Genomic DNA, 26,513 nt, shown 5'->3' on the forward strand with positions numbered 1-26,513 from the left:
GGGGCGACTGATGCGCCGGATCCATCTCACCACTGTCATAGCCAGGACGCTCGCCGCGGCGACCGTCCTGACCGTCACCGCCGCGTGCGGCGCCTCGTCGGACAAGGCGTCGGGCGCAGCCGCCCCGGCGGCGCCCGCGCCCGCCTCGTCCCCGGCCGCCGGCGGCACGCAGGACGCGGCGTCCGCCTCGAACACCGAGGCCGACGGCGCCGCGGGAGCCCCGGCCGCCGCCGCCCCGGCCGCCGCCGTCAAGCCGCAGGGCAAGGTGCTGATGGCGGCCGGCGCCAAGGGCGCGCAGGTCACCGAGGCCCAGGCCCGGCTCGCCCAGGTCGGCTGGTTCGACGACACCCCGACCGGGACGTACGGCAGCGTCACCGCCACCGCCGTCAAGGGCTTCCAGAGCAAGCGCGGCCTGGCCACCACCGGCGTCATCGACACGGCCACCTGGAACAAGCTGGCCGACATGACCACCAAGCCGACGCGCCAGGAGCTCCTCGGCAAGGCCGTGGTCAAGCCGAAGACCAAGCTGGACAAGCGCTGCATGACCGGCCGCGTGCTGTGCATCAGCAAGACCACCCGCACGCTCAACTGGGTGGTGAACGGCAAGGTCCAGTCGTCCATGGACGTCCGGTTCGGCTCGCAGTACACGCCGACCCGCGAAGGCACCTTCAAGGTCTTCATGAAGAGCAAGAACCACGTCTCCTCGATCTACCACACGCCCATGCCGTACGCGATGTTCTTCAGCGGCGGCCAGGCCGTGCACTACTCCTCGGACTTCGCCAAGCGCGGCTACGCGGGCGCCTCGCACGGCTGCGTCAACGTCCGGGACAAGGCCAAGATCGCCGCGCTCTTCGACAAGGTCCGCGTCGGCGACAAGGTCGTCGTCTACTGGTGATCCGCGCGGGCCGCGCCCGGCGCGGCCCCGCGACGGAAGAGGGAGGGCGCGGGCGGGATCGGGGGAACGTGTCCCGCCCGCGCCTTTCGCGCCGAGCCGTGGGTACGGGGGGAACCCCGGCTCTCTGCGCCGCCGATGACCAGTCGGCTCACTACCTACTGCGTCGGCGGGCCGAAAAGTGTCACACCCCGTGATCCGGAGGGGTCCGCTCAGGCCGAGCGGGGCAGCGCCGCCGTCTTCGCCGGGGCGCTCGCGCGCGGTGCCTGCGGAATGACCGGTACCGGGGGCGGCGCGCCCGGCGTGCCCCGGGTGGCGTCCCCGCGCCCCGGCAGCCCGGGCAGCCCGGGGGCCGAGGGCGGGCCGCCCGGCGGCAGCTTCGGCCAGCTCACCGGGGGCAGCTTCAGGACCGAGCCGTCACGGCCGCCGCGACCGCCATGGCCGTCCCCCTGGTCGTCGCCGGAACCGCCCTTGCCGCCCTTGCCTCCGGAGCCCCCCTTGCCCCCGGAGCCACCCTTGCCGTCCTTGCCGCCCTTTCCGGCGCGGTCCGACTCGTCGATGACCCGGTCGCAGAACCGCTTCACATTGGCGGCGCCCTTGGCGATGCTCTCCAGCCGGTAGCGGTTCGTGGGGTCCATCCGTCCCCCGCGGTACTCCCGGCACGCCGCGACGGTCGTGGCCGTCCAGTCGGCGAGCGGACCGCCGTCGCCGCGCTGCGGCTCCTTCGTCGCGTCCGGGGACGGCGCCCCCGTACCGGGCCGCGACGCCTCGGGCGAGGCGGGCCCGCCGGACGCCGGCGAACGGCCCGGGACCGGCGGCTTCGGGACGACCGGGGCCCCGGTCCGCCCGGACGGCGACTCGGAGGCGATCGGCCCCGGGGTGGCGGCGGCCGACACCGACGACACCGGCTCCGGGTCGTCGGCGCCGATGCCCGGCAGCACCCCGGTCCCGGCGGCGACCGCGACCCCGCCCAGGGCGCACCCGGCCAGCGCGGCGGCCAGCCCGAAGCGGACCGGCCGCAGCCGCCGGGACCGGCGGGCGCGCGCGGGCTCGCGGCCGACCCGTACGACGGTGTCCGAGGCCGCGGAGGCGGTGGCGCCGGACGTGGCGTTCTGGGCGCGGGCGGCCCGGAAGGCGGCCAACGCGGCGTCCTCGCCCGGCAGTTCACGGGTGCCCTGCCCGGCGGCCATGGTCTGGCGCAGCTCGGGTCCGGCCATCGCGTGCAGCACCGCGGAGAGCCGTTCGGCCTGCTCGCGGGCGCGGTCGTCGGCGGGAACGACCGGCTCACCCCGCAGCAGCCGCTCCGCGGCGTCCTCGTCCAGCCATTCGTGGCGCTCGTCGGCCATCACATGTCCTTCTGCGTCGGCGCGCCCGATTGCGTCACACCGCACGACCGATTCCGTTGCGGCGGCACACCGCCGAGGTCCGCCTGGCCGTTCTCCGCGCCCAGCAGTTCGGCGAGCCGCTTGAGGCCGCGGTGCGCGGCGGTGCGCACCGCGCCGGGCCGCTTGCCGAGGGTCCGGGCGGCGCTCTTGGCGTCGAGCCCGACGACCACGCGCAGCACCACGGCCTCGGCCTGGTCCTGCGGGAGCTGGGCGATGAGCGCCATCGTACGTCCGGTGGAGAGCGACTCCATGGCCTCGCCCGCGGTGTCCGAGTCGGCGGGGCGCCCGGTCAGCTCGGTCTCGTCGCCGCCGACCGCGGGGCGCCGGCCGCGCATCCGGATGTGGTCCAGGGCCCGGTTGCGGGCGATGGTGGCGGCCCAGCCGCGGAAGCGGTCCGCGTCGCCGCTGAAGCGCTCGATGTCCCGGGCTATCTGGAGCCACGCCTCGGACGCCACGTCCTCCGCGTCGGCCTCGCCGACCAGGGTGCGGGTGTAGCCGAGCAGCCGCGGGTGCACCGCGCGGTACACAGCGCGGAACGCGCTCTCGTCGCCGCCCTGTGCCGCGAGTATCGCGGCGGTCAGCTCCGCGTCTTCCCCCTGCACTCCCTGCACCCTGCCCTGGTGTCGCAGCCGGTCACCGCTGCCGCGCCGACCGGCGCGAAGGAGCACGCTACGGCCTGGGCGGCGGTTAAGTCCATTACTTGTACAACCCGCAACAAAGCGCTGACACAGCGCGGTGTGACAGAAAACGCAGCCGTGGCGCTGAGAGGAGTACGGGGTCGCCACACGGCCCCGACGGAAGACGGCCGGGGCCTCTCCTGTGGGGGGTGGCGGCCCCGGCCGTCCTTCCGACTCCCCCGCGCCGCCGGGGCGCCGCGCTCCGCCGCGACCGGCCGCGCTCCTCGCCCTCACTCCGTCCCCGGCCCCAGCCCCGCCGCCAGGCGCCGCAGGCCCCGGTGGGCGGCCGTGCGCACGGAGCCGGGGCGCTTGCCGAGGACCTGGGCGGCCGTCGTGCCGTCGAGGCCCGCCACCACCCGCAGCAGCACCGCCTCCGCCTGCTCGCGCGGCAGGGTGGCGATCAGCTGGAGCGCCCAGCGGGTCGACAGGGCCTCCAGGGCCGCCTCGGCGGTGTCCTGGGCGCCCGGCACCTCCAGCGCCTCCTCGTCCAGCAGCACGGTCCTGGGTCTTCGCTTCTGGCGGCGCAGCTGGTCCAGGGCGCGGTGCCGGGCGATGGTGGCGGCCCAGCCCCGGAAGCCCGCCCCGTCGCCCCGGAAGCGGGCCAGGTCACGGGCGATCTCCAGCCATGTCTCGGAGGCCACGTCCTCGGCCTCGGTGCCGACCAGGGCGCGCAGCTGGGCGAGGAGCGCGGGGTGCACCAGGCGGTAGACCACGGCGAAGGCCGGCTCGTCCCCGTCCCGGGCGCGCGCGACGGCCGCCGCGAGCTCCGCGTCCTCGCTCCGGTTCCGGCCACCGCGCCGGTCCCCACCCCTGCCCATGGTCTGTTCTGCGCGCACGGGCGCGGAAGTGTCACAGCGCGCGCCGGTGGCGCGGGTTCCGCCCGGCCGGGCTCAGCCCAGCTTGTCGGCGAGCTCCTTGAACTCCTCCCACTCCAGGGCCGGGGTGCGCGGGTCCCAGAGCTTCTGGGCGAGGGCCCGCAGCGGCATCCGGATGCCGCGCGCCACCTGGTCCTGGGTCTGGGCGTCGGCGTAGTCGCACCAGACGGCGAACCGGGCGCCGAGCACCTGGTCCGAGTAGCGCGCCGGGACCGGGCCGGTGCCGCGCAGCACCAGCGGCGTCCACTCCTGGTAGATGCGGCGGCCGGTGGGGTACTTGAACGTGTTGGGCTCGCCCAGGACGTAGTACAGGTACTCGTCGTTGAGGTTGACCGTCCGGCGCCCCTCCGCCAGGTACTCCTCGGGCGGGCGGGCGCCGAGCTCCTTGCCGGTCCAGTACTCGACCTCGCGGGCCGGGTCGGGGACGGCCCGGGTGCCCCGGAAGTAGCCGTCGTTCCACGCCTTGAACTTCTTGCCGTACGGGCGCAGCACCGCGGCCCGGTCGTTGAGCCAGTCGGTCGCCAGGTCCTGTATCCGGCCCTTGGGCCCGTACTTGGCGCGGGCGGCGGCGGCCAGGCCCGGGTAGGACGCCGCCGGGTCCTTGGCCGTGAGCGCCAGGTACTCGTCGCCGCCCAGGTGCCAGTAGGAGCCCGGGAAGAGGTCGGCGTACTCGCGCAGCAGGTCGTCCACGATCCGGGCGGAGTCCGGGTTGGCTATGTCGACGGTGCCCGGCGGGGTCTTCCCGGCCGCGCTGCGCAGCGCCAGCCCGGGGTGGGCCTTGATCACCGCGCCCAGGTGGCCCGGCGAGTCGATCTCGGGGACCACCTCGATGTGCAGCCGCCGGGCGAGCGCCACGATCCGCTCCACCTCGCGCTTGCTGAGGTGGTCGCGGGAGACGACCTCGGGGTGCGAGGTGGACTCGATGCGGAAGCCCTGGTCGTCGGAGAAGTGCAGGCCGAGCTGGTTCAGTTTGAGGTCGGCCATCTCGCGCAGCCGGGCCTCGATCCAGCCCGCCGTGAACGGCTTGCGCGCGATGTCCAGGTTGAGCCCGCGCTGGGGCCGGTCCGGCCGGTCCTGGACCACGCCCTCCGGCATCACCCCGCCGCCCCGCAGCGCCTGCTTGAGGGTGCGGGTCCCGTAGAAGACCCCGGCCTCGTCCGGGCCGGTTATCCGTACCGTGCGCTCCCGGGTGGTCAGGGTGTACGACTCGGGGCCGCCGCCCCGCAGGGCCGGGGTGAGCGCCAGCTCGATGTCGCCGGGGCGGGGGGCCGCGCCCTGCACGAAGTCCTTGTCGAGCTCCTCCGCGAGCAGCTGCCCCTCGTCGGCCAGCGCCTCGCTGCCGGTGGCGACGACCACCCGGGTGCCCGTGACGGGCCGGAAGCCGGGCCCGCGCGCGGGCTCGTGCTGCCGTACGGAGGGGATGGTGCGCGGGGGCGAGGAGAGCGGGTAGATCTGGGCGGGCGAGGAGGACGCGCCCGGTTTCGGGTCGACCCGGCCGCCGTGGCCGCCGTGGGTGTCGTCCTCGGGCCAGACCAGCACGGTGAGGGCGAGGGCGAGCCCCGCCGCCACGCCCACACGGGCGGCCAGGGCGCCCCGGCCGGTCCGGGCCGTCCGGTCGCCGCGCGCGCCGTCCGCGCCGTCGGCACTCCTGGACTGCGACATCACTGAGAATCCTCCCATACGGGAACAAGCGCGGCGAAGGCGAGCCGAGGCACCCGTGCGGTGTCCACCATGCGCGCGTCACCCTTCACGTCCGGGTGAAATTCGCGCAACCGTCGGGCACCGTCCCCCGCGCCTCGATAGCGTGGCGGCACTCCCACCTCTTCTTCACCTCCCGCCTCTCTGCTCTCTGCCGTCTCTCCGCGTCGGCGGGCCACCGGGCCGTCCCGATCACCGTCCGCCGCTCGTCCCCCGTCGCCCCTTCGAGGAGCCCCACGCTGTCCAGCGATCCCCACGCCGGCCCCCGGAAGCGACCGCCGCCACTTCATCACACTCCCCGCCCGACGGGCCGCCCGGCCATAGCGGCACAGACCTACCCCAACCCCACCATTCCCGGCCCGTACCAGCCGGCGGAGGACGGACTCCAGCGGTTCAACCATGCCCCGCCGGGCGCCGCCGAAGCCGCCCTGCTGGCCTGCTGCGGCAGCCGCCGCTGGGCCCGGCGCCTGGCCGCCCACCGGCCCTACCCGGATCTGGACGCGCTGCTCGCCGCCGCCGACGAGGCCAGCTACGACCTCTCCCCCGACGACCTCACCGAGGCCCTGGCCGACGAGCGCCCGCCCGGACCGCACCCGATGGCCCCGCGCTCGGCCCACACCGCGCTGCGGGCGGCGCACGCGGCGTACGAGAGCCGGTTCGGGCACGCCTTCGTCATCTGCCTGGCGGGGCTGCGGCCCACCGACCACCTGAACCAGCTGCTCGCGGGGATCCGGACGCGGATGGGCAACGAGCAGGACGACGAGCGGGCCATCGCCGCCGACGAGCTGCGCCGACTCGCCCGGGCCCGGCTCGCCCATCTCGTGTCCGGCCACCCGGAGTCGGACCCGGCGGGCGCGGTCCGCTGACACGGGCCGCGGGGGACGGACGGCCCGCGCGGACCGGCGGCCCGCACCGCCGTCCCGGGTGCCCGCCGGGGGTCCGTCGGGGGCCCGTCCATAGCCCGTCCGTGGCAGATTGATTGCCTGTTTGATCACACCTCGGGACCCCGCGCGAACGAACCGACATCTCGTCGCTACGATGACCGGGGCCGGTGGACCGTACCCGGCCGGGTCAGACCGACAGTCAAGCCGGCCGGCCCTAGTCCCCGCTCCCGGAGGGTTTTTCCGTGCCGGCTGGAACGCTGTACCGCGGCCGGGAAGGCATGTGGTCGTGGGTGGCTCATCGAGTCACCGGTGTCCTCATCTTCTTCTTCCTGTTCGTCCATGTCCTCGACACCGCGCTCGTGCGTGTCTCCCCCGAGGACTACGACAAGGTCGTCGCTACCTACAAGACGCCCATCGTGGCGCTTCTGGAGTACGGCCTCGTCGCCGCCATCCTCTTCCACGCGCTCAACGGTCTCCGCATCATCGCGGTGGACTTCTGGGCCAAGGGCCCCCGCTACCAGAAGCAGATGCTGTGGTCCGTCGTGAGCATCTGGCTCATTCTGATGGTCGGCGCGCTGTACCCGGTGCTCGGCCACGCCGCCCGTGAACTGTTCGGGAGCTGAGGACTGACATGTCTGCCGAAACCACTTCCGCGATCGGCGAGGTCGAGGCCACCGGCCTGTACGACGCCGACAACCCCGCGCCGCTCATCGAGGCGCCGCGCAAGCGGACCAAGAAGACGCCGAAGTCGACCCGCACCAACTTCGAGCTGTACGGCTGGCTGTTCATGCGGCTGTCCGGCGTCGTCCTGGTCGTCCTGGTCGTCACGCACCTGTGCATCCAGCTGGTGCTCGACGGCGGCGTCTCCAAGATCGGCTTCGCCTTCGTGGCGGGCCGCTGGGCCAACCCCTTCTGGCAGGTCTGGGACCTGGCCATGCTGTGGCTGGCGATGCTGCACGGCGCCAACGGCCTGCGCACGGTCATCAACGACTACGCGCAGCGGGACAACACCCGCTTCTGGCTGAAGATGCTGCTCTACACCGCCACGGTGTTCACCGTCCTGCTGGGCACGCTGGTGATCTTCACCTTCGACCCGAACATCCGCTAGGCCACGGGCTGAGGGACTGAGGAATTCTCTGATGAAGATCCACAAGTACGACACCGTCATCGTCGGCGCCGGCGGCGCCGGCATGCGCGCCGCCATCGAGGCGACGAAGCGCAGCCGCACCGCCGTGCTGACGAAGCTCTACCCCACGCGTTCCCACACGGGCGCGGCGCAGGGCGGCATGGCCGCCGCGCTCGCCAACGTGGAGGAGGACAACTGGGAGTGGCACACCTTCGACACGATCAAGGGCGGTGACTACCTGGTCGACCAGGACGCCGCCGAGATCCTGGCGAAGGAGGCCATCGACGCGGTCCTCGACCTGGAGAAGATGGGCCTGCCGTTCAACCGGACCCCGGACGGCACCATCGACCAGCGCCGCTTCGGCGGCCACTCCCGCAACCACGGCGAGGCCCCGGTCCGCCGGGCGTGCTACGCCGCGGACCGCACCGGCCACATGATCCTCCAGACGCTGTACCAGAACTGCGTCAAGGAGGGCGTGGAGTTCTTCAACGAGTTCTACGTGCTCGACCAGCTCATCACCGAGGTGGACGGCGTCAAGACGTCCGCCGGCGTGGTGGCGTACGAGCTCGCGACCGGCGAGATCCACGTCTTCCAGGCGAAGTCCGTGATCTACGCGTCCGGCGGCACCGGCAAGTTCTTCAAGGTGACCTCCAACGCGCACACCCTGACCGGTGACGGCCAGGCCGCCTGCTACCGCCGGGGCCTGCCGCTGGAGGACATGGAGTTCTTCCAGTTCCACCCGACGGGCATCTGGCGCATGGGCATCCTGCTGACGGAGGGCGCCCGCGGTGAGGGCGGCATCCTCCGCAACAAGGACGGCGAGCGCTTCATGGAGAAGTACGCGCCGGTCATGAAGGACCTCGCGTCCCGTGACGTCGTCTCGCGCTCCATCTACACGGAGATCCGCGAGGGCCGCGGCTGCGGTCCCGAGGGCGACCACGTCTACCTGGACCTCACGCACCTCCCGCCGGAGCAGCTGGACGCCAAGCTCCCGGACATCACGGAGTTCGCGCGCACCTACCTGGGCATCGAGCCGTACACGGACCCGATCCCGATCCAGCCCACCGCGCACTACGCCATGGGCGGCATCCCGACCAACGTCGAGGGTGAGGTCCTGTCGGACAACACCACCGTCGTGCCGGGTCTGTACGCGGCCGGCGAGGTCGCCTGCGTCTCCGTGCACGGCGCCAACCGCCTGGGCACCAACTCGCTCCTGGACATCAACGTGTTCGGGCGCCGGGCGGGCATCGCGGCGGCCGAGTACTCGGTGAAGGCCGACTACGTCGAGCTGCCCGAGAACCCGGCGGAGCTGGTCGAGAACCAGGTCAAGAACCTGCTCGCGTCGACCGGCACCGAGCGGGTCGCGGTGCTCCGCAAGGAGCTGCAGGAGACCATGGACGCCAACGTCATGGTCTTCCGCACCGAGCAGACGATCAAGACGGCCGTGGAGAAGATCGCGGAGCTCCGCGAGCGCTACAAGAACGTCTCGGTCCAGGACAAGGGCAAGCGGTTCAACACCGACCTCCTGGAGGCCATCGAGCTGGGCAACCTGCTCGACCTGGCCGAGGTCATGGCCGTGTCGGCCCTGGCGCGCAAGGAGTCCCGCGGCGGTCACTACCGCGAGGACTACCCCAACCGCGACGACGTCAACTTCATGCGCCACACCATGGCGTACCGCGAGGTCGCGGACGGCGGCAAGGACTCGATCCGACTCGACTACAAGCCCGTCGTCCAGACCCGCTACCAGCCGATGGAGCGTAAGTACTGATGGCCACCCCGACCCTGGACAAGCTGGAGGCGGAGTCCACCTCCTCCCACCTCATCACGGTCACCTTCCGGATCCGCCGGTTCAACCCGGAGATCTCGGACGAGGCGACGTGGGAGGACTTCCAGCTGGAGATCGACCCCAAGGAGCGGGTCCTCGACGGCCTGCACAAGATCAAGTGGGACATGGACGGGTCGCTGACCTTCCGCCGCTCCTGCGCGCACGGCATCTGCGGCTCGGACGCCATGCGGATCAACGGCAAGAACCGTCTCGCCTGCAAGACGCTGATCAAGGACATCAACCCGGCCAAGCCGATCACGATCGAGGCCATCAAGGGCCTGACGGTCCTGAAGGACCTGGTCGTGGACATGGACCCGTTCTTCCAGGCGTACCGCGACGTGATGCCCTTCCTCATCACCAAGGGCAACGAGCCGACGCGCGAGCGCCGGCAGTCCGCCGAGGACCGCGAGCGGTTCGACGACACCACCAAGTGCATCCTGTGCGCCGCGTGCACGTCGTCCTGCCCGGTCTTCTGGAACGACGGCCAGTACTTCGGTCCGGCCGCGATCGTCAACGCGCACCGCTTCATCTTCGACTCGCGCGACGAGGCCGGTGAGCAGCGGCTGGAGATCCTGAACGACAAGGACGGCGTGTGGCGCTGCCGCACCACGTTCAACTGCACCGACGCGTGCCCGCGTGGCATCGAGGTCACCAAGGCGATCCAGGAAGTCAAGCGTGCGCTGATCACGCGCCGCTTCTGAGGTTCCGCGCCGCAGGCGTACGAGGGCCCCGCTTCCCGTGAGGGAGGCGGGGCCCTTCGCGTACCCAAGCGGGTCGCCTCGTCCGCGGACCGTGGTGGGTCGCTCGCGCGGTTCCCCGCGCGCCTGGGTACGGAGAGACGCGAGCAACCCCCGCGCCGCCCCCAAGTGCCCGCGGTCGGGGCTCAGCCCCCCTCGGCGACCACCATGATCCGGCGCAGCATGTCGTTCAGCCGCTCCCGTTCCCCGGGCGACAGCGCGCCCAGGACCCGGGACTCCTCGTCCCCCAGCATGTCCATCGCGCCCCGCCAGGTCGCCCGGCCGGGCTCGGTCAGCTCGACGTGGACACGGCGCCGGTCGGTCGTGGAGGGCGTGCGGCGCACGAAGCCGCGCCGCTCCAGCGCGTCCAGGCGCCCGGTGACGGACGCGGGCGCGAGGTCGAGGTCGGCGGCCAGCTGCGACGGCGTCGCCGTGCCGCCGCGCCCCGCCAGCTTGTGCAGGGTGTCGAACTCGGTGCGCTCCAGCGCGAAGTCCACCAGGGACTGCTCCCGCACCCGGGTGAGGTGGACGGAGAGCCTCTTCATCCGGGTCACCGCGCCCTCGACGACCGGATCGAGTCCGGGCAGGACCGGCAGCCACCGCTCCACGTGCCCCTGGGTCCAGTCGCGCGCCCCGCCGGCTTCGGCTTCTTCGTGCTCCATGCCCCGATCGTACGGGCCCGCGGCGGTTCCTTCGGCACCAGATATTTCGTTGACGAATTATTCGGTACCGAAATATATTCATCGCCATGTCCACGCCCTCCCTGCCGCATCCCCTGCGCACCCGCTCGTTCCGGCTGCTCTTCGCCGGCCGCTGCCTGTCCATGCTGGGCGACGCGGTCGTGCCCGCCGCGCTCTCGCTCGCGGTCTACATGGCCACCGGCTCCACCGCCGACCTCGCCCTGGTGCTCGGCTGCGCGATGCTCCCCCGACTGCTCCTCCTGCCCGTCGGCGGGGTCGCGGGCGACCGCTTCAACGCCCGTACGGTCGCGCTCACCACCGACTGCGTGCGGTGCGCCACCCAGCTCTTCGTCGGCGTCGAACTGCTCGGCGGCGACCCCCGGCTCTGGCAGATCGCGCTCGCCGAGGCGCTCGGCGGCGCCGCCTCCGCGTTCGCCATGCCCGCGCTGGCCCCCCTGCTCACCGGCACGGTCGAGGAGGAGAACCGGCGCCGCGCCAACGCCCTGATGGGCGTGGTCAACAGCACCACCCGGGTGGCGGGCCCGACGCTCGCGGGCGTCCTGATCCTCACCGCCGGACCCGGCTGGGCGTTCGTCCTGGACTCCGCCTCCTTCGCGGCCAGCGCCCTCCTGCTGAGCGCGATCCGGGTGCGGCACGTGCCGCCGGAGCGGCGCTCGCTGGTCGCCGACCTCAAGGAGGGCTGGGGCGAGGTCCGCTCCCGCGACTGGTACTGGAGCAGCCTGATCGCGCACTCCGCCTGGAACGGCGCCGCCGCCGTGCTGCTGACCCTCGGCCCGGCCATCGCCTTCCAGGAGTTCGACGGCAAGGGGTTCTGGCTGGCCTTCCTCCAGACGGGGGCCGTCGGTCTGCTCCTGGGCTCGGTGCTGGCGGGCCGCGCCCGCCCCCGGCGCCCGATCCTGACGGCCAACCTGGGCCTCGCCACCTACGCCCTGCCGCTGACCCTGCTCGCCGTCTCCGCCCCGGCCCCGCTGGCCATCGCCGCGTACGGGATCGCCCAGGCGGGCCTCGGCTTCCTCTCCCCCGTCTGGGAGACCTCGGTCCAGTCGGCCATCCCCGCCCACACCCTGGCCCGGGTCACCTCGTACGACTGGCTCCTCTCGCTCGCCGCGGCCCCCGTCGGCTACGCGCTGGCCCCGGTCGCCGCCGACGCCTGGGGGGCCGAGGTGCCGCTGCTCGCCGCGGCGGTCCTGGTGGGCGGCGCCTGCCTGGCGACGACGCTGGCCCCCGGGGTGCGCCACTTCGGCCGCCCGGCGCCCGAGGAGGCCCCGGCGCTCTCCACCACCGCGGCCTGAACGCCACGGGCGCACCCGGCCGGGCGCCCGCCTCCGGCGGGGTGTGCCCTGCCGCGACCCCGGCCTGCGACGGCGCCCGTCCACCGGCCGATTAGGCTCGTCCCGTGCCAGCAGAGAACGCGCGCGTCCCCGCCGAGTCCGAGCCCGCCTTGAGCGACGACACCGTCAAGAGCGAGGCGGGCCCCGCCAAGGGCGAACAGACCCGCACCCTGATCCTGGAGACCGCCATGCGGCTCTTCCAGGAGCTGGGTTACGACAAGACCACCATGCGGGCGATCGCCAAGGAGGCCGGGGTCTCCGTCGGCAACGCGTACTACTACTTCGCCGGCAAGGAACACCTCATCCAGGGCTTCTACGACCGGATCGCCGCCGAGCACCAGGCGGCGGTGCGGGACGTGCTCGACCGGGAGACGGACCTGGAGGCGCGGCTGGCCGGGGTGCTGAGCGCCTGGCTGGACATCGCGGCCCCGTACCACGAGTTCGCCGCGCAGTTCTTCAAGAACGCGGCGGACCCGGACAGTCCGCTCAGCCCGTTCTCGCCGGAGTCCGAGCACGCCCGCGAGGCGGCCATCGACGTGCACCGCGAGGTGCTGGCCGGGACGAGGACCAAGGTCCCGGCGGAACTCGTGGACGTGCTGCCGGAGTTGATGTGGCTGTCCCAGATGGGCCTGGTGCTGTACTGGGTCTTCGACCGCTCCGAGGGCCGCGAGCGCAGCTACCGGCTCGCCGCGCGCGGCGCCAAGCTCACCACGCGCGGTGTCGTGCTGGCCCGCTTCCGGGTGCTGCGCCCGCTCGTCCACGAGGTGCACGAGCTGTTCCGGGACTTCCTGCCGGGCATGGCGCAGGCGGCCACGGCCCGCAAGAAGCCCGCGGACGGCAAGCCGGCGAAGAGCGCGAAGACGGGGCGGACGGCGAAGGCCGAGCGGTGACCCCGCCCGGCCCGCGGCCCGTGCGCCCCGGGCCCGTCCGCTCCGAACGGCCCGCCCGGGGCGGGCCGTTCGGCGTCCGTCAGATCCAGCCGAGCTCCCACAGCCGCCACACACCGGTGCCGTCCGAGAGGTACTGCAGTCCGCCGACGCTGCGGCTGCTCACCACGTAGTCCTTGCCCTGCCAGAGCGGGATCAGCGGCACGTCCGCGGCCACCTTGTCCTGGAGCGCCTTGAAGTCGTCGGCGGTCCGGCCCCGGTCGCTGAACTGCTGGGTGTGCTGGATGATCTCGTCGACGGTCTTGTCGGAGTACCCGGTGTGGAGGCTGTTGCCGGTGCCGACGAGCGGCTGGCTGAAGTTGTCCGGGTCCGGGAAGTCCGCCACCCAGCCCGCGGTGTACGCGTCGTACACACCGGCCGCGTAGTTCTTCTGCATCTTGGGCCAGTCGGCCTCGGCGATCAGCTCGACGTCGAAGAGGCCGCCGTTCTCCAGCTGCTTCTTCAGCAGCTCCGCCTCGGCGCCGTTGGGGCCGAGCTTGCGGTAGGCGAGCGTGAACTTGACCGGGGTCTCCACGTTCGCCGCCTTCAGCAGCCCCTTCGCCTTGGCCACGTCCACCTTGGGGTAGGCGTCGAAGAAGGCCGTGCTGTGGCCGGTGAAGCCCTGCGGGATCAGCGAGAACAGCGGCTCCACCGTGCCGTCGTACACCCCGGAGGCCAGCGCCGGGCGGTCGATCAGCGCGGCCAGCGCCTGGCGGACCTTGACCTTCGCCAGCGGGCGGCCGGAGCGGACGTTGATGTTCAGGTTGCGGGTCTCGGCGCCCGGCGTCTCGCTGATGCGGATGTTCGGGTCGCCCGGCGACAGCTTGGACAGCACGCTCGGCGGCATCTGCCGGTACGCCACCTCGACCTGCTTGTCCGTCCAGCCCTTGTTGAGCTGGTCGGACTCCTTGTAGAAGTGGATGCGGACCGGCAGGCCCTTCTTGGTGACCGCGCCCTTGTAGTGCGGGTTGGGCTCCAGCTCGGCGCTGCGGCCCTGCTCGAACGACTTCAGCAGGTACGGGCCGGAGCCCACCACGGTGTCGCCGTCGCGCAGCTCCTTCTCCGGGTACTCCTCGGGGTCGACGATCGCCCCGGCGCCGGTCGCCAGCTTGGACGGGAAGGTCGCGTCCTTGGCCTTCAGGTTGAACGTGACGGTGTCGCCCTCGGCCTGCACCGACCCGAGGGCCGAGAGCAGCGCGGCCGGGCCGACATCGCTGTGGATCTTCATCACCCGGTCGAACGAGTACTTCACGTCCTTGGTGGTGATCTTGCGGCCGGACGAGAAGACCAGGTCGTCCCGGAGGACGCACTGATAGGTCGTCAGCTTCAGCCCGATGAACTTGCAGCTCTTGGCCGCGTCCGGCACCGGCACCGCCGAGCCGGGTCTGAACGTGAGCAGCGACTGGTAGACGTTGCTGTACAGCGCCCAGGATCCGGCGTCATAGGCGCCGGCCGGGTCGAGGGACGTGATCACGTCCGTGGTCCCGACCGAGATCGGGTCCTTCTTCTGCTCGTCGGACGGCAGCAGCTGCCATCCCCCCACACCAGCGACCAGCGCAACTGCACAAATCGCCACAATCCGTATACGGATCGACCGCATTGCCGTGCTCTCCTTGGAACGCCCACCCCAACCAGGCGTGCCGAACCCCCTCGCGCAACACCTGTGATCGCGCTCACCCAATCACACGGGTTTCACTTCCGGAAGGGAAAATCTTCACTACACAGCTACTCGTTAGCCGGGCGTGACAAGGGGATGCGCATCGGTCGTTAGCGCTCTGTGACGTGGGAAGCCTTCACTCCCCGGCCCGGCGCGCCGCCCGCACTCCCCGGAACCCCAGCACCCCGATGGCCGTTCCCAGTGCGAACGAGACCACCGCGAGCGTCAGGTGCACCCAGAAGTAGGCCGTCGGGCTGCCGTCGTCGAAAGCCAGCCCGCTGGCGTCCTTCCAGAGGTTCTTCACGAAGGTCGTCCAGACGATCCAGGACCACGCGCCGAAGGCGAGCAGGAACCACGAGACGCGGGGGCTGAGCTTCATGACGGGGCTTCCTTCGGACGGGGAATCTGCCCTCCCAGTATGGGGACAGCACGGATTCCGGCCGTCCGCACCCCCACGGACCCACCCGTGGCGGAGCACAGCCGGGCGGGTGGCGACTCCCGGCGGGTCACCACGCCGGTGTTCGGATCGTCCGGCCCGACCTGTACGTTCTCGTCCGTGTCTGCTGTGAAGAAGCCCGCGAGGATCGCGCTGACGGTCGCCGTCGCCGCCCTGCTGCCCGCGCTCGCCGCCCCGCCCGCGACGGCGGCGCCGAACGATGACAAACCGGGCGCTCCCCAACAGCCGGCGAAGCCCGGCACCCCCGACGGGCCCGTGAAGCCCGGGGCCCCCACCCAGCCCGGCAAGGCCCGCAAGGAGCCCGACCCGCCGCCCGCCGGCATGTCCACGGTCGGCGGCGCGCTGCTCGGGCAGCCGGGCACCCAGGCGAAGCTGGGGCCGGGCGCGCCGGTGCTGCCGATGGAGCTGACGGGCCGTTCGTGGATCGTCGCCGACGCCGAGAGCGGCCAGGTGCTCGCCTCGCACAACGCGCACTGGCGGCTGCCGCCCGCCTCCACCCTGAAGATGCTCTTCGCGGACACCGTGCTGCCGACGCTGCCCAAGACCGAGGTCCACAAGGTCGCCGAGAACGAGCTGGCCGACGTCGGCGAGGGCAGCAGCCTGGTCGGGGTCAAGGAGAACCAGACGTACACCGTGCACGACCTGTGGCTCGGGGTCTTCCTGCGCTCCGGCAACGACGCCGTGCACGTCCTGTCGGCGATGAACGGCGGCGTCCCCAAGACCGTCCAGGACATGCAGGCGCACGCCGACGACCTCCAGGCGCTCGACACCCATGTCGTCTCGCCGGACGGCTACGACGCGCCGGGCCAGGTCTCCAGCGCGTACGACCTGACCCTGATCGCCCGCTCGGGGCTGCAGAAGCAGGACTTCCGCGAGTACTGCTCGACCGCCTCGGCGAAGTTCCCCGGCGGCGAGGGCAAGAACAACGAGCGGGACTACTTCGAGATCCAGAACACCAACCGGCTGCTCACCGGCGACTACGGGATCAGCCCCTACAAGGGCATCGCGGGCGTCAAGAACGGCAACACCACCAACGCGGGCGCCACCTTCACCGGCGTCGCCGAGCGCGACGGCCGGGTGCTGCTGGTCACCGTGATGAACCCGGACTCCGGCGAGAGCCAGGCCGTCTACAAGGAGGCCGCCCGCCTGCTGGACTGGGGCTTCGCGGCGGCCGGCAAGGTCACCCCGGTCGGCGAGCTGGTGGCCCCGAAGTCCGCCCGGACCACCACCCCGCAGGGCGGCCAGCCCTCCCGGGGCGGCGCCGGGAGCGGCGGCACCGACAAGGCGTCCGTCGCCGCCCACCAGGGCCCCGGGCCCGGCGGGATCGGCACCGCGCTCGGCATCGCGGGCGGTGTGCTCGCGGTGGTCGCCGCCGGGCTCTTCCTGCTCAACCGCCGCTGGCCGCTGCCGGAGCTGATGCGCCGGAAGCGGTGAGGCCCGGGTCGTCCGCCTTGGCCGGGGTGGCCGTCCAGGCCGCGCAGAACAGCAGCAGCTTCGCCATGAAGTTGATCCACAGCAGCAGCGCGATGGGCACCCCGAACGCCCCGTACATGCTCTTGCCGGCCACGCCCTGCATATAGCCGCCGAGCAGCAGCTTCAGCAGCTCGAACCCCACCGCGCCGATGATCCCGGCGGTCACCAGATGGCGGCGCGGCGGGGAGACCCCGGGCAGCAGGGTCAGTACGTACATCAGGACCAGGAAGTCGGCGGCGGCGGCGAGCGCCAGGGCCACGGTCCGCAGCAGCACCCGGCCCGCGCCGCTGTGTTCGATGCCCAGCTGCTCGGCGGCCCAGCCGACGGCCGTGGAGCCGATCGAGGACGCGGCGAACGAGGCGAGCCCGGCGGCGCCGAGGCCGACCAGCACCCCGCCGTCCACCAGCTTGCGCAGGAAGGGGTTCTCGCCCTCCTCGTCGTCGCGCTCCCACACCGCGCGCAGACAGTCGCGCATCGAGCCGATCCAGCCGATGCCGGTGAACAGCAGCAGCGCCCCGGCGACCACGCCGACCGTGCCCGCGTTGCGGGTCAGGTCCTGGAGGTTGAGCTGGTCGGAGATGCCGGGCACCTGCTCGGCCAGGGTCTTCTGGAGCTTCTCGACCCGGCCCGGGGTGAGGACCGCGGCGGCGACCGCCGCACTCACCGTGAGCAGCGGGAACAGCGCCAGGAAGCTGATGAAGGTGATCGCGGCGGCCAGCCGCGACCAGTGCGTCCGGTCGAGCCGCTCATAGCTGCGCCAGCCGTGCGTCAGCATCAGGCGGGCCACCCACGGGCCGACGACGGGAAGATTCTTCAGCCAGTCCATGACGTCCGGGTACCCTCCGCGCTACGGCTGTGACCTTCGGGAATGCGAGATTTCCCGGTGCCCCGGCCGAAGACCAGGGTTCTCGTGCCCCAGAATCGCAGCACAGTGGCGAGGGCCATGCCGAACACGGCCCCCGAGAGCGTGTCGGCGCGCGGCGAGGTGAGGCCGAGGCCGTAGTGCGAGACCACCAGACAGAGCAGCTGCACGAGCGCGCCCGCCAGGTTCACCGCGAGGAAGACCGCGTACTCGCGCCGCCCGGTCCGCGCGCCCCGGTAGGTGCCGAAGGCGTTGCCGAGGTAGGCGACGGTGCAGCCCGCCACGAACGACAGGGACTTGGCCGTCACCGGGTCCAGCCCGACCCCCGCCCGCAGCCAGACGAACAGCCCCAGGTCGACGGCGTACGCGCAGATCCCGGCCAGCGCGAAGCCCACCAGCTCGGCCCGGCGCACGCTGCCGCGCGCCCCGCACGCCCGCGCCGCCGCCCCCGCCGCGCGCCTCACAGGTCGGCCACCGCGAGCCCGTACAGCGCGACCCACACCAGGCCGATGACCGCCAGCGCCCGGTCGTGCAGGACGACGTCCTCGGGGGCGCCCGCCGTGCCCCGGTCGGCGAAGACCGCGTACCGCAGGATCCCGCCGATGAACGGCACCATCGACAGCTGCCGCCAGGGCAGCAGCGACCCGCCGGTCATCCCGTCGCTCTCCAGCGCCCACATGCAGTACGCGAGGACGGCGACCCCGGCCGCGAGCTGCCACACGAACCGCAGGTAGCCGGTGGTGTATGCGTCGAGCAGCGCGCGGGTGGCGCCGCCGCGCCCCTCCATCTGGACGGCTTCGGAGTACCGCTTGGCCGCCACCATGAACAGCGCGCCGAACCCGGCGGTGATCAGGAACCAGCGCGACAGCGGGATGGCCAGCGCGACCCCGCCCACCATGGCCCGCATCAGGAACCCGGTGGTGACCACCACCAGGTCGACGACCAGGACGTGCTTGAGCTTGACGCAGTAGGCCAGCTGCATCACCACGTACGCGGTGAGCAGGGTCGCCGTCATCGCGTTGCAGGTGAGGGCGGCGGCGAGCGGGGTGAGCAGCGCGAGCAGCCCGCCCACCGCGTACGCGAGCGGCACCGGCACCTGCCCGGTCGCCACCGGCCGGTGGCGCTTCTGCGGGTGCGCGCGGTCGGCGGCGGCGTCCCGCGCGTCGTTGACCAGGTAGACGGCCGAGGCGGCGGCCGTGAACAGCACGAAGACCAGGGCGAGTCGGCGCAGGGTGTGCGCCGAGTCCAGCTGGCCGGCGGCGGCGGGCGCGGCGACGACCAGCACGTTCTTGATCCACTGCCGGGGCCGGGCGGTCCGCAGCAGCCCGGCGGGCACGCCCAGGGCCCGGCGGGCGGGCCGCACCGACCGCTCGTCGAGGACCGCGGCCCCCGGCCGGCTCACGGGCGGACCCCGGCGGCGGGGCGCGGGGCGGGCCCCGTGTCGCCGGGCGGCGCCGCCCCGGTCCGGGCCGCGCCCAGCCGGGCGGTGGCGCTGCCGAGCAGCGCGCCGGCCAGCACGTCGGAGGGGTAGTGGACGCCGACGACCAGCCGCGACACGCACATCAGGGCGGCGAGCGGCGGCACCAGCCGGGCCCCGGCGGGCCGCAGCGCGCCGTAGGCGACGGCCGCGGCGGCGGCGGAGGTGGCGTGCGAGCTGGGGAAGGAGTGCCGCCCGGCGGTCCGCACCAGCGGCCCGGCCGCCGGCCGGGGCCGGGGCCTGCGCACCACCCGCTTGACCCCCATGCTGACCAGGTGCGCGCCCGCGACCAGGCCCGCCGCCCGCAGCCATCCGCCGCGCCGCTCCCGGTCCAGCGCCGCGCCCGCGGCCCCGGCCGCCAGCCACACCGCCCCGTGCTCCCCGGCCAGCGAGAACGCGCGCGCCACGGCGGCCACCCGGGGATCCGCCCCGCAGTCGCGCAACGCCGACAGCAGCCGTCGGTCCGCGTCGGTGCACCGCATCCGCCACCCCGATTCCATGAGACAGCCGCGCCGTACGGCCGTCGGCCGTACGCGACTCTCCCGGGCGGCGGCGACAGATCCCCGTCAATGCGGCTTGACACTCACTCAATCACCCATTTCGGTGAGTATCTCAACGAACCAGACATAACACTGCATACGCCCCGCAACCGGCGCTACGGTCGCTCCCATGCCTGCCACTCCCCTGACCCCCGTGACCGGCTGGGGCCGCACCGCCCCCACCGCCGCCCGGCTGGTCCGCCCGCGCACGTACGAGGAGGCGGCCGACGCGGTCCGCGCCTGCGGCGCACGCGGCTCCATCGCCCGGGGCCTGGGCCGGGCGTACGGCGACGCCGCGCAGAACGCGGGCGGCGCCGTCCTGGACATGACCGGCCTGGACCGCGTCCGCACGATCGACGCCGAGGCGGGCGTGGTGGTCTGCGAGGCGGGCGTCAGCCTGCACCGCCTGATGGAAGTCCTGCTCCCGCTGGGCTGGTTCGTCCCGGTGACGCCCGGCACGCGGTACGTCACGGTGGGCGGCGCGATCGGCGCGGACATCCACGGCAAGAACCACCACGGCTCGGGGTCGTTCTCCCGCCACGTACGCGCCCTTGACCTGCTGACGGCCGACGGGACCGTCCGCACGCTGCGCCCCGGCGACGACCTCTTCGACGCCACCACGGGCGGCATGGGCCTGACGGGCCTGATCCTCGCGGCCGAGCTGCGACTGCACCGCGTCGGGACGAGCTCGATGTCGGTGGACACCGAACGCGCCACCGACCTGGACGACTTGATGGCGCGGCTGACCGCGACGGACCACCGCTACCGCTACTCGGTGGCGTGGATCGACCTGCTGGCGCGGGGCGCGGCGACCGGGCGCGCGGTCCTGACCAGGGGCGACCACGCGCCGCTCGACGCCCTGCCCGCGCGCGCCCGCCGCACCCCCCTCCGCTTCACCCCGCTCCAACTCCCGCCACCGCCGCGCCACTTCCCGGCGGGCCTGCTGACCCGCCGCACGGTCGCGGCCTTCAACACGTTCTGGTACCACAAGGCCCCCCGCCGCAGAACGGGCGAGCTCCAGAGCATCCCCGCCTTCTTCCACCCCCTGGACGGCGTCCCCCACTGGAACCGGATCTACGGACCCGGCGGCTTCGTCCAGTACCAGTTCGTCGTCGGCCACGGCCGGGAGGAGACGCTGCGCCGGATCGTGCGCCGCATCGCCGACCGGGGCTGCCCCTCCTTCCTCGCCGTGCTCAAACGCTTCGGCGAGGCCGACCCCGGCTGGCTCTCCTTCCCCCGCCCCGGCTGGACCCTCGCCCTGGACGTCCCGGCCGCCCTGCCGGGCCTCGGCGGCTTCCTGGACGAGCTGGACGAGGAGGTGGCGGACGCGGACGGCCGCGTGTACCTGGCCAAGGACGCCCGGGTGCGACCGCGGACGCTGGAGCGGATGTATCCGAGGGCGGCCGAGTTCCGGGCGCTGCGGCGGGAACTCGACCCGGCCGGGGTCTTCACCTCGGACCTCTCCCGCCGCCTGGGCCTCTGACCCGCCGCCACCGCCCCCCTCTTCCAGGAGCTGACCATGAAAGACGCCTTCGGCACCCCCCAATCGCTGCTGATCCTGGGCGGCACGTCCGAGATCGGGCTGGCGACCGCACGCCGTCTGGTGGCCCGGCGCACCCGTACGGTCTGGCTGGCCGGGCGCCCCTCCCCCGCGCTGGAGGCGGCGGCGGCGGAGCTGCGCGAACTGGGCGCGGACGTGCACACGCTCGCCTTCGACGCCCTGGACGCGGACTCCCACGAGCCGGCCCTGGCCAGGGTCTTCGCCCAGGGCGACATCGACATGGTCCTGCTGGCCTTCGGCATCCTGGGCGACCAGGCCCGCGACGAGGACGCGCCGCTGGCGGCGGTCCGGGTCGCCCAGACCAACTACACGGGCGCGGTCTCGGCGTCCCTGATCTGCGCGAAGGCCCTCCAGTCCCAGGGCCACGGCTCCCTGGTGGTCCTCTCCTCGGTGGCCGGAGAACGCGCCCGCCGCGCCAACTTCATCTACGGCTCCAGCAAGGCGGGCCTGGACGCCTTCACCCAGGGCCTGGGCGACGCCCTGCACGGCTCCGGAGTCCACGTCATGATCGTCCGCCCAGGCTTCGTCCGCACAAAAATGACCACGGGCCTCCCGGAGGCCCCCCTGGCCACGACTCCCGAAGCGGTGGCGGAATCCATCGAAACGGGCCTGCGCAAAAGATCAGAACTGGTGTGGGTCCCGGGAACGCTGAGGGTGGTGATGTCGGCGCTGCGGCATGTGCCGCGGCCGATTTTCCGGAGGTTGCCGGTGTAGGGGGGAGATGTCTCAGGGGGTGAGGACCCCCTGCCCCCGGGGAGGGGGCGCCCCGAGCGGGGGGGCGGAGGGCCGCAGCCCGACGGGGGATCTGGGGCGCGGCCTCAGCGGGGTCTGGGGCGGAGCCCCAGGTGGGGTCCGGGGGCGCAGCCCCGAGCGGGGTGCAGGGGCCGCAGGCCCCGCCGGGGGGGCCAGGGGCGCAGCCCCAAGTGCGGGTCCGGGGGCGCAGCCCCGAGCGGGGTGCAGGGGCCGCAGGCCCCGCCGGGGGGGCCAGGGGCGCAGCCCCAAGTGCGGGTCCCGGGGCGCAGCCCCGAACTGGGTGCAGGGGCCGCAGGCCCCGCGAGGGGGTCCGGGGGCGCAGCCCCCGGTGAACAACCTTCCCCACCCACCCAGCCACCCGCAGAGGGTCCAGGGGCGCAGCCCCGAGCCGGGGTCCAGAGGCGCAGCCCCGAGCGGGCGCAGGGGCCGCAGGCCCCGCGGGAGGGTCCGGGGGCGCAGCCCCCGGTGAACAACCTTCCCCACCCACCCAGCCACCCGCAGGGGATCCAGGGGCGCAGCCCCGAGCGGGGTGCAGGGGCCGCAGGCCCCGCGAGGGGGTCCGGGGGCGGAGCCCCCGGGAGACCACCTCCACCCCCACCCGGCCGCCCGCCGAGGGCTTCAGGGAAGGGGTGGGGTGGGGAACCTCACGCCCGAACCGACGACCCGTCCCGCGCAACCCCCTGCACCGGCACCCCACTCAACCCAAACCCGTACTCGTACAACTTCCGCCACACCCCGTCCCCACCCTGCTCGTACAGAGCGAACCCCCCACACGTCCACTCCGCCTCGAACCCCGCCAGCTCGGCGAACGCCCGGTCCATCCCCTCCTCGGGGATCCCGTGCGCGACGGTGACGTGCGGGTGGTACGGAAAGTGCAGCTCCCGCACGAGCGGCCCGGCCTCGTCCCGCACCCGCTGCTGCAGCCGGGAACAGTCCGCCCCGCCCTCGACGACCTGCACGAACACCACGGGCGACAGCGGCCGGAACGTCCCCGTCCCCGACAGCCGCATCGGAAAGGCCCGCCCCGCCGCGGCGACCTCCGCGAGGTGCTCCCGGATCGCGGGCAGGCACGCCGCGTCGACCTCGGTCGGCGGCAGCAGGGTGACGTGCGTGGGAATCCCGTACGCGGCGGGATCCCCGAAGCCCGCGCGCCGCTCCTGGAGCAGGCTGCCGTACGGCTCCGGGACCGCGATCGAAACGCCGAGCGTTACGGTCCCCACGTCGTTCTCCTCCGTCGTTGTCCGGGTACGTCTGTGTGCGTCAGTGTGCAGTGTGGCGGTCGCCCCGCCGTTCTGACCAGAGCCCTTGGCCGGGCCACCGGTCCCGCGCGCCGCGCCGACGACCCCGCCGGGCCCGCGGCGGCTCCCCGCCGGCGGGCCCCGCCGCGCCGCGCGGCCCCGCTCAGTGCTTCGCGGGCAGGAACCCGATCCGGTCGTATGCCGTGGCCAGCGTCTCGGCGGCGACCGCCCGCGCCTTCTCGGCACCCTTGGCCAGGACAGAGTCCAGCGTCTCGGGGTCGTCCAGATATTCCTGCGTACGGGTCCGGAACGGCGTGACGAACTCCACCATCACGTCGGCGAGGTCCGTCTTCAGCGCCCCGTACATCTTGCCCTCGTACTCCGTCTCCAGCTCGGCGACCGTCTTGCCGGTGAGGGTGGAGTAGATCGTCAGCAGGTTGGAGACGCCCGGCTTGTTCTCGGTGTCGTACTTGATCACCGTGTCGGTGTCGGTGACCGCGCTCTTGACCTTCTTGGCCGTGGTCTTCGGCTCGTCGAGCAGGTTGATCAGGCCCTTCGGCGTGGACGCCGACTTGCTCATCTTGATCGACGGGTCCTGCAGGTCGTAGATCTTCGCCGTCTCCTTGAGGATGTACGGCGACGGGATCGTGAACGTCTCGCCGAACCGCCCGTTGAAGCGGTCGGCCAGATCCCGGGTGAGCTCGATGTGCTGCCGCTGGTCCTCGCCGACCGGGACCTCGTTGGCCTGGTAGAGCAGGATGTCCGCGACCTGGAGGATCGGGTACGTGAAGAGGCCGACGGTGGCGCGGTCCGCGCCCTGCTTCGCCGACTTGTCCTTGAACTGCGTCATGCGGGACGCCTCACCGAAGCCGGCCAGGCAGTTCATCACCCAGGCGAGCTGCGCGTGCTCGGGCACGTGGCTCTGCACGAAGAGGGTGCAGCGCTCCGGGTCGAGCCCGGCGGCGAGCAGCTGGGCGGCGGCGAGCCGGGTGTTGGCGCGCAGCTCCTTCGGGTCCTGCGGAACGGTGATCGCGTGCAGGTCCACGACCATGTAGAACGCGTCGTGGGACTCCTGCAGCGCCACCCACTGACGGACCGCACCGAGGTAGTTCCCGAGGTGGAACGAGCCTGCGGTGGGCTGGATCCCGGAGAGCACGCGCAAACCGGCGGGCGACGCGGCGCGGCTCGGCTCGGGGTGCTGGGCGACGAGAGGGCGATCAGAGGCCATGTTCATCATTCTCTCAGGTGGCACCGACAGCGCGGAAACGGTCCGCGGTACGGACCCGGGCACGGCCCCCGGGAGCAACCCCGGCGGGAACCCGCCGGGCGCCCCGGACACCACACGAACGAGTCTGGAACGGATGGGAACCGATCCGGGGCGGCCGGTGTATCCCAGGTGTGGGGATGCGGGAGGGGGGCCGGATCGACGTCGACGAGGCCGCGGTGATCGCACGCGTACGCGCCGGGGAGGCGGAGGCGTACGCGGAGCTGGTGCGCGCCCACACGGCCCCCGCGCTGCGGGTGGCGGTCGCGTTCGGCGCGGGCGCGGACGCGGAGGACGTGGTGCAGGCGGCGTTCTTCAAGGCGTACCGCTCACTGGGCTCGTTCCGGGACGGCTCGCCGTTCCGGTCGTGGCTGATGCGGATCGTGGTGAATGAGACGAGGAACACAGTGCGGTCCTCGGCACGGCAGCGCGCGGCCACCGGCCGCGAGGCGGCGCTGACCGAGGCCGAGCCGTTGATACCGGAATCGGCGGACCCGGCGGTCGCGGCCGTGGACGAGGAGCGCCGCGCCCAGCTCACGGCCGCCCTGGACCAGCTGAGCGAGGAGCACCGCCAAGTCGTGACCTGCCGCTATCTGCTGGAGATGGACGAGGCGGAGACGGCGACGGCCCTGGGCTGGGCGAGGGGCACGGTGAAGTCCCGCCTCAACCGCGCCCTGAAGAAACTGAGCCGGATCCTGCCGCAGGCACTGCGCGCGGAGGAGGGAGGTGAGGACCATGCCTGACGAGGAGATGCCGACCGGGGAGAGCCCGGACCGGACCGGGGACGGGGAACGCGGGGGCGGATCGGGACCTGCGGGCGGCGCGGAGCGAGCGGACGGCGCGGGCGGCGTGCCGCGGGCGGGCGGCACGGGACCTGCGGGCGGCACGGAACGCGCAGACAGCGCGGGACGGGCGGACGGCACGCAACCGGCGGGCGGCGGGGGACGCACGGACGGCACGGGACACGCGGGCCGCGCGGAACGGACGAGCGGTACGGAGCGGGCGAGCGGTACGGAACGGGTGAGCGGCACCGACCGCGCCGACCTGCCGCAGGAGCTGCGCGCCCTGGGCCGCCGGATCCGCGTGCCGGACGTGGACGGCGACTCGATGGCCGAGCGCGTACTGGCCCAGCTGCTGGCCGAGCACGTCCCGACGCCGGTGGCCCCACCGCCGGGCCCGGCGGCCCGGCTCCGCCGCTGGGTCCGGCGCCGGTGGCGCGCGCTCGCCGCCGCCGTCTCGGGCGTGCTCGTGGTCCTGGCGCTGACTCCCCCGGTCCGGGCCGCGGTGGCCGACTGGTTCGGCTTCGGCGGGGTCGCGGCCCGCGTCGGCCCCTCGGCCCCGGCGGGCACGAGGTCCCCGGGCGGCGCGCCCGCGCCGGAGTGCGGCACGGAAGGTACGGGACCCCTCTCGGTACGGGAGGCGGCGGCGCGGGCCGGGTTCGATCCGCTGCTGCCGTCGGAGCTGGGCAGGCCGTCGGCCGCCTCGGTCTCGACGGACGGCCGGGTGCTCACGCTGTGCTGGCACCCGGAGGGCGCGCGGACGGTCCGGATCGACGAGTTCCGGGCCACGCTCTCGCCGATGTTCTACAAGACGACACCGGTCCCCTGGGACCAGGCGGACGTGCCGGGAGGCAGCACCGGGCTGTGGTTCGGCGTGCCGCACGAGCTGCGGATGCTCCTGGAGGCCCCGGACGGCCGGGCCTACACCTCGGTGGTGCGCACGGCCGGTCCGACGCTGGTCTGGCAGGCGCACGGGGAGTACACGCTGCGGCTGGAGGGCGTGGCCTCCAAGGCCCGGGCGGAGGAGATCGCGGCCTCGACGGGCTGACCCGGGCCCCCGGGGCCGGCCCGGCCCGCGCGGTCGACCGGCCCAAATCCGCTCGGCGAAAAGGGGAACCCGGGGGCTTCGAGCGGTGTATCAGAGGTGACGCGGTACGGAAGGCCCGTACCGGGACCGGCAGAGGGGTCCGATGACCATGCGAGGAGCGCGGGCAGAGGGAGCACGGACAACGGGGTTACGGGGACGGGGAGAAGGAGGAGTTCGGGGAGCGGGGGGACGGGGCCCAGCCGCACGGGGCTTGCGGGCGCAGGTACGGGATGCCCGGGGCTTGCGGGCGCAGGCGCGGGCCCCACGGGGCGTGCGGGCGCGCCGAGTTGATGCGGTCCCCACGGCCGC

General features: G+C 73.3%; 26 protein-coding genes. 13 read left to right on the forward strand and 13 right to left on the reverse strand.

The genetic code is table 11. From position 1 onward, the window contains the following. Positions 1 to 10: 10 nt before the first annotated feature. A complete protein-coding gene (locus tag AB5J87_RS13765; protein WP_369376854.1) occupies positions 11 to 895 on the forward strand; it encodes a L,D-transpeptidase family protein in 885 nt (294 codons plus the stop codon). Between the two features lie 209 nt (positions 896 to 1,104). Here the strand turns inward: AB5J87_RS13765 and AB5J87_RS13770 are convergent, their stop codons facing one another. The 4 genes from AB5J87_RS13770 to AB5J87_RS13785 form a co-directional block, all read right to left on the reverse strand. Then, complete coding sequence (locus AB5J87_RS13770) at positions 1,105 to 2,238, reverse strand: hypothetical protein (RefSeq protein ID WP_369376855.1); 1,134 nt, start codon at positions 2,236 to 2,238, stop codon at positions 1,105 to 1,107. Continuing rightward, positions 2,238 to 2,879, reverse strand: a complete 642-nt coding sequence (locus AB5J87_RS13775) for an RNA polymerase sigma factor (RefSeq protein WP_369376856.1) — start codon at positions 2,877 to 2,879, stop codon at positions 2,238 to 2,240. The genes AB5J87_RS13770 and AB5J87_RS13775 overlap by 1 nt, the downstream gene beginning before the upstream one ends. Before the next feature lie 305 nt (positions 2,880 to 3,184). After that, positions 3,185 to 3,772, reverse strand: a complete 588-nt coding sequence (locus AB5J87_RS13780) for an RNA polymerase sigma factor (protein WP_369383514.1) — start codon at positions 3,770 to 3,772, stop codon at positions 3,185 to 3,187. Positions 3,773 to 3,844: 72 nt separating this feature from the next. Further along, positions 3,845 to 5,491: a glycoside hydrolase family 20 protein gene (locus AB5J87_RS13785; RefSeq protein WP_369376858.1), complete on the reverse strand. Its 1,647-nt coding sequence runs from the start codon at positions 5,489 to 5,491 to the stop codon at positions 3,845 to 3,847. Between the two features lie 386 nt (positions 5,492 to 5,877). Between AB5J87_RS13785 and AB5J87_RS13790 the strand changes: the two genes are divergently transcribed. The 5 genes from AB5J87_RS13790 to AB5J87_RS13810 all read left to right on the forward strand — a co-directional run bounded on the left by AB5J87_RS13790 (position 5,878) and on the right by AB5J87_RS13810 (position 10,063). Next, positions 5,878 to 6,393 (forward strand): 2-oxo-4-hydroxy-4-carboxy-5-ureidoimidazoline decarboxylase, encoded by a 516-nt coding sequence (locus AB5J87_RS13790; RefSeq protein WP_369383515.1) that lies wholly within the window; start codon positions 5,878 to 5,880, stop codon positions 6,391 to 6,393. 260 nt (positions 6,394 to 6,653) lie between these two features. Next, positions 6,654 to 7,034 (forward strand): succinate dehydrogenase, cytochrome b556 subunit, encoded by a 381-nt coding sequence (gene sdhC / locus AB5J87_RS13795; protein WP_369376859.1) that lies wholly within the window; start codon positions 6,654 to 6,656, stop codon positions 7,032 to 7,034. Between the two features lie 8 nt (positions 7,035 to 7,042). After that, positions 7,043 to 7,519: a succinate dehydrogenase hydrophobic membrane anchor subunit gene (locus tag AB5J87_RS13800; RefSeq protein ID WP_101389719.1), complete on the forward strand. Its 477-nt coding sequence runs from the start codon at positions 7,043 to 7,045 to the stop codon at positions 7,517 to 7,519. A 31-nt stretch (positions 7,520 to 7,550) separates the two neighbouring features. After that, positions 7,551 to 9,305, forward strand: coding sequence for a succinate dehydrogenase flavoprotein subunit (sdhA, locus tag AB5J87_RS13805; protein WP_369376860.1), 1,755 nt, complete (start codon positions 7,551 to 7,553; stop codon positions 9,303 to 9,305). Continuing rightward, positions 9,305 to 10,063 (forward strand): succinate dehydrogenase iron-sulfur subunit, encoded by a 759-nt coding sequence (locus AB5J87_RS13810; protein ID WP_369376861.1) that lies wholly within the window; start codon positions 9,305 to 9,307, stop codon positions 10,061 to 10,063. The genes sdhA and AB5J87_RS13810 overlap by 1 nt, the downstream gene beginning before the upstream one ends. 182 nt (positions 10,064 to 10,245) lie before the next feature. Here the strand turns inward: AB5J87_RS13810 and AB5J87_RS13815 are convergent, their stop codons facing one another. After that, positions 10,246 to 10,761, reverse strand: coding sequence for a MarR family winged helix-turn-helix transcriptional regulator (locus tag AB5J87_RS13815; protein WP_369376862.1), 516 nt, complete (start codon positions 10,759 to 10,761; stop codon positions 10,246 to 10,248). An 86-nt stretch (positions 10,762 to 10,847) separates the two neighbouring features. Between AB5J87_RS13815 and AB5J87_RS13820 the strand changes: the two genes are divergently transcribed. Together AB5J87_RS13820 and AB5J87_RS13825 are read left to right on the forward strand one after the other, a co-directional pair. Then, a complete protein-coding gene (locus AB5J87_RS13820; RefSeq protein WP_369376863.1) occupies positions 10,848 to 12,092 on the forward strand; it encodes an MFS transporter in 1,245 nt (414 codons plus the stop codon). A gap of 149 nt (positions 12,093 to 12,241) precedes the next feature. Beyond that, positions 12,242 to 13,021 (forward strand): TetR/AcrR family transcriptional regulator, encoded by a 780-nt coding sequence (locus AB5J87_RS13825; RefSeq protein WP_369383516.1) that lies wholly within the window; start codon positions 12,242 to 12,244, stop codon positions 13,019 to 13,021. Between the two features lie 79 nt (positions 13,022 to 13,100). On the opposite strand, the gene AB5J87_RS13830 is transcribed toward AB5J87_RS13825, so the two are convergent. Both AB5J87_RS13830 and AB5J87_RS13835 read right to left on the reverse strand, forming a co-directional pair. After that, the gene (locus tag AB5J87_RS13830) at positions 13,101 to 14,657 is read right to left on the reverse strand and encodes an ABC transporter substrate-binding protein (protein WP_369376864.1); all 1,557 of its coding nucleotides are present in this window, start codon (positions 14,655 to 14,657) and stop codon (positions 13,101 to 13,103) included. A gap of 193 nt (positions 14,658 to 14,850) precedes the next feature. After that, positions 14,851 to 15,093 (reverse strand): SCO4848 family membrane protein, encoded by a 243-nt coding sequence (locus tag AB5J87_RS13835; RefSeq protein WP_369376866.1) that lies wholly within the window; start codon positions 15,091 to 15,093, stop codon positions 14,851 to 14,853. A gap of 333 nt (positions 15,094 to 15,426) precedes the next feature. On the opposite strand from AB5J87_RS13835, the gene AB5J87_RS13840 reads away from it, so the two are divergent. Then, entirely contained in the window at positions 15,427 to 16,605 is a 1,179-nt protein-coding gene (locus tag AB5J87_RS13840) for a D-alanyl-D-alanine carboxypeptidase family protein (RefSeq protein ID WP_369383517.1), read from the forward strand. Here the strand turns inward: AB5J87_RS13840 and AB5J87_RS13845 are convergent. Genes AB5J87_RS13845 through AB5J87_RS13860 form a run of 4 tightly spaced genes read right to left on the reverse strand, consistent with a single transcriptional unit; the run spans position 16,559 to position 19,465 of the window. Next, positions 16,559 to 17,470 carry a YihY/virulence factor BrkB family protein gene (locus tag AB5J87_RS13845; protein ID WP_369376868.1) on the reverse strand — a complete coding sequence of 304 codons (912 nt, stop codon included), beginning with the start codon at positions 17,468 to 17,470 and terminating at the stop codon, positions 16,559 to 16,561. The genes AB5J87_RS13840 and AB5J87_RS13845 overlap by 47 nt on opposite strands. Continuing rightward, a complete protein-coding gene (locus tag AB5J87_RS13850; protein WP_369376869.1) occupies positions 17,458 to 17,970 on the reverse strand; it encodes a GtrA family protein in 513 nt (170 codons plus the stop codon). Before AB5J87_RS13850 ends, AB5J87_RS13845 begins: the two co-directional genes overlap by 13 nt. Beyond that, a complete protein-coding gene (locus AB5J87_RS13855) occupies positions 17,967 to 18,869 on the reverse strand; it encodes a decaprenyl-phosphate phosphoribosyltransferase (protein ID WP_369383518.1) in 903 nt (300 codons plus the stop codon). Before AB5J87_RS13855 ends, AB5J87_RS13850 begins: the two co-directional genes overlap by 4 nt. Positions 18,870 to 18,904: 35 nt before the next feature. Then, the gene (locus AB5J87_RS13860) at positions 18,905 to 19,465 is read right to left on the reverse strand and encodes a phosphatase PAP2 family protein (RefSeq protein ID WP_369376871.1); all 561 of its coding nucleotides are present in this window, start codon (positions 19,463 to 19,465) and stop codon (positions 18,905 to 18,907) included. A 187-nt stretch (positions 19,466 to 19,652) separates the two neighbouring features. Between AB5J87_RS13860 and AB5J87_RS13865 the strand changes: the two genes are divergently transcribed. Both AB5J87_RS13865 and AB5J87_RS13870 read left to right on the forward strand, forming a co-directional pair. Then, positions 19,653 to 21,005: an FAD-binding protein gene (locus tag AB5J87_RS13865; protein ID WP_369376872.1), complete on the forward strand. Its 1,353-nt coding sequence runs from the start codon at positions 19,653 to 19,655 to the stop codon at positions 21,003 to 21,005. 36 nt (positions 21,006 to 21,041) lie between these two features. After that, complete coding sequence (locus AB5J87_RS13870) at positions 21,042 to 21,797, forward strand: decaprenylphospho-beta-D-erythro-pentofuranosid-2-ulose 2-reductase (RefSeq protein ID WP_369376873.1); 756 nt, start codon at positions 21,042 to 21,044, stop codon at positions 21,795 to 21,797. Between the two features lie 683 nt (positions 21,798 to 22,480). Here AB5J87_RS13870 and AB5J87_RS13875 read toward each other — a convergent pair. Both AB5J87_RS13875 and trpS read right to left on the reverse strand, forming a co-directional pair. Continuing rightward, positions 22,481 to 23,056, reverse strand: a complete 576-nt coding sequence (locus AB5J87_RS13875) for a 2'-5' RNA ligase family protein (RefSeq protein ID WP_369376874.1) — start codon at positions 23,054 to 23,056, stop codon at positions 22,481 to 22,483. Between the two features lie 181 nt (positions 23,057 to 23,237). Next, positions 23,238 to 24,230 (reverse strand): tryptophan--tRNA ligase, encoded by a 993-nt coding sequence (gene trpS, locus AB5J87_RS13880; RefSeq protein WP_369383519.1) that lies wholly within the window; start codon positions 24,228 to 24,230, stop codon positions 23,238 to 23,240. Positions 24,231 to 24,472: 242 nt separating this feature from the next. Between trpS and AB5J87_RS13885 the strand changes: the two genes are divergently transcribed. After that, a complete protein-coding gene (locus tag AB5J87_RS13885; protein WP_369376875.1) occupies positions 24,473 to 25,081 on the forward strand; it encodes an RNA polymerase sigma factor in 609 nt (202 codons plus the stop codon). Continuing rightward, positions 25,074 to 26,165 carry a hypothetical protein gene (locus tag AB5J87_RS13890; RefSeq protein ID WP_369376876.1) on the forward strand — a complete coding sequence of 364 codons (1,092 nt, stop codon included), beginning with the start codon at positions 25,074 to 25,076 and terminating at the stop codon, positions 26,163 to 26,165. Before AB5J87_RS13885 ends, AB5J87_RS13890 begins: the two co-directional genes overlap by 8 nt. Positions 26,166 to 26,513 lie beyond the last annotated feature (348 nt).

This window comes from Streptomyces sp. cg36 (assembly GCF_041080675.1).
Lineage (GTDB): Bacteria > Actinomycetota > Actinomycetes > Streptomycetales > Streptomycetaceae > Streptomyces.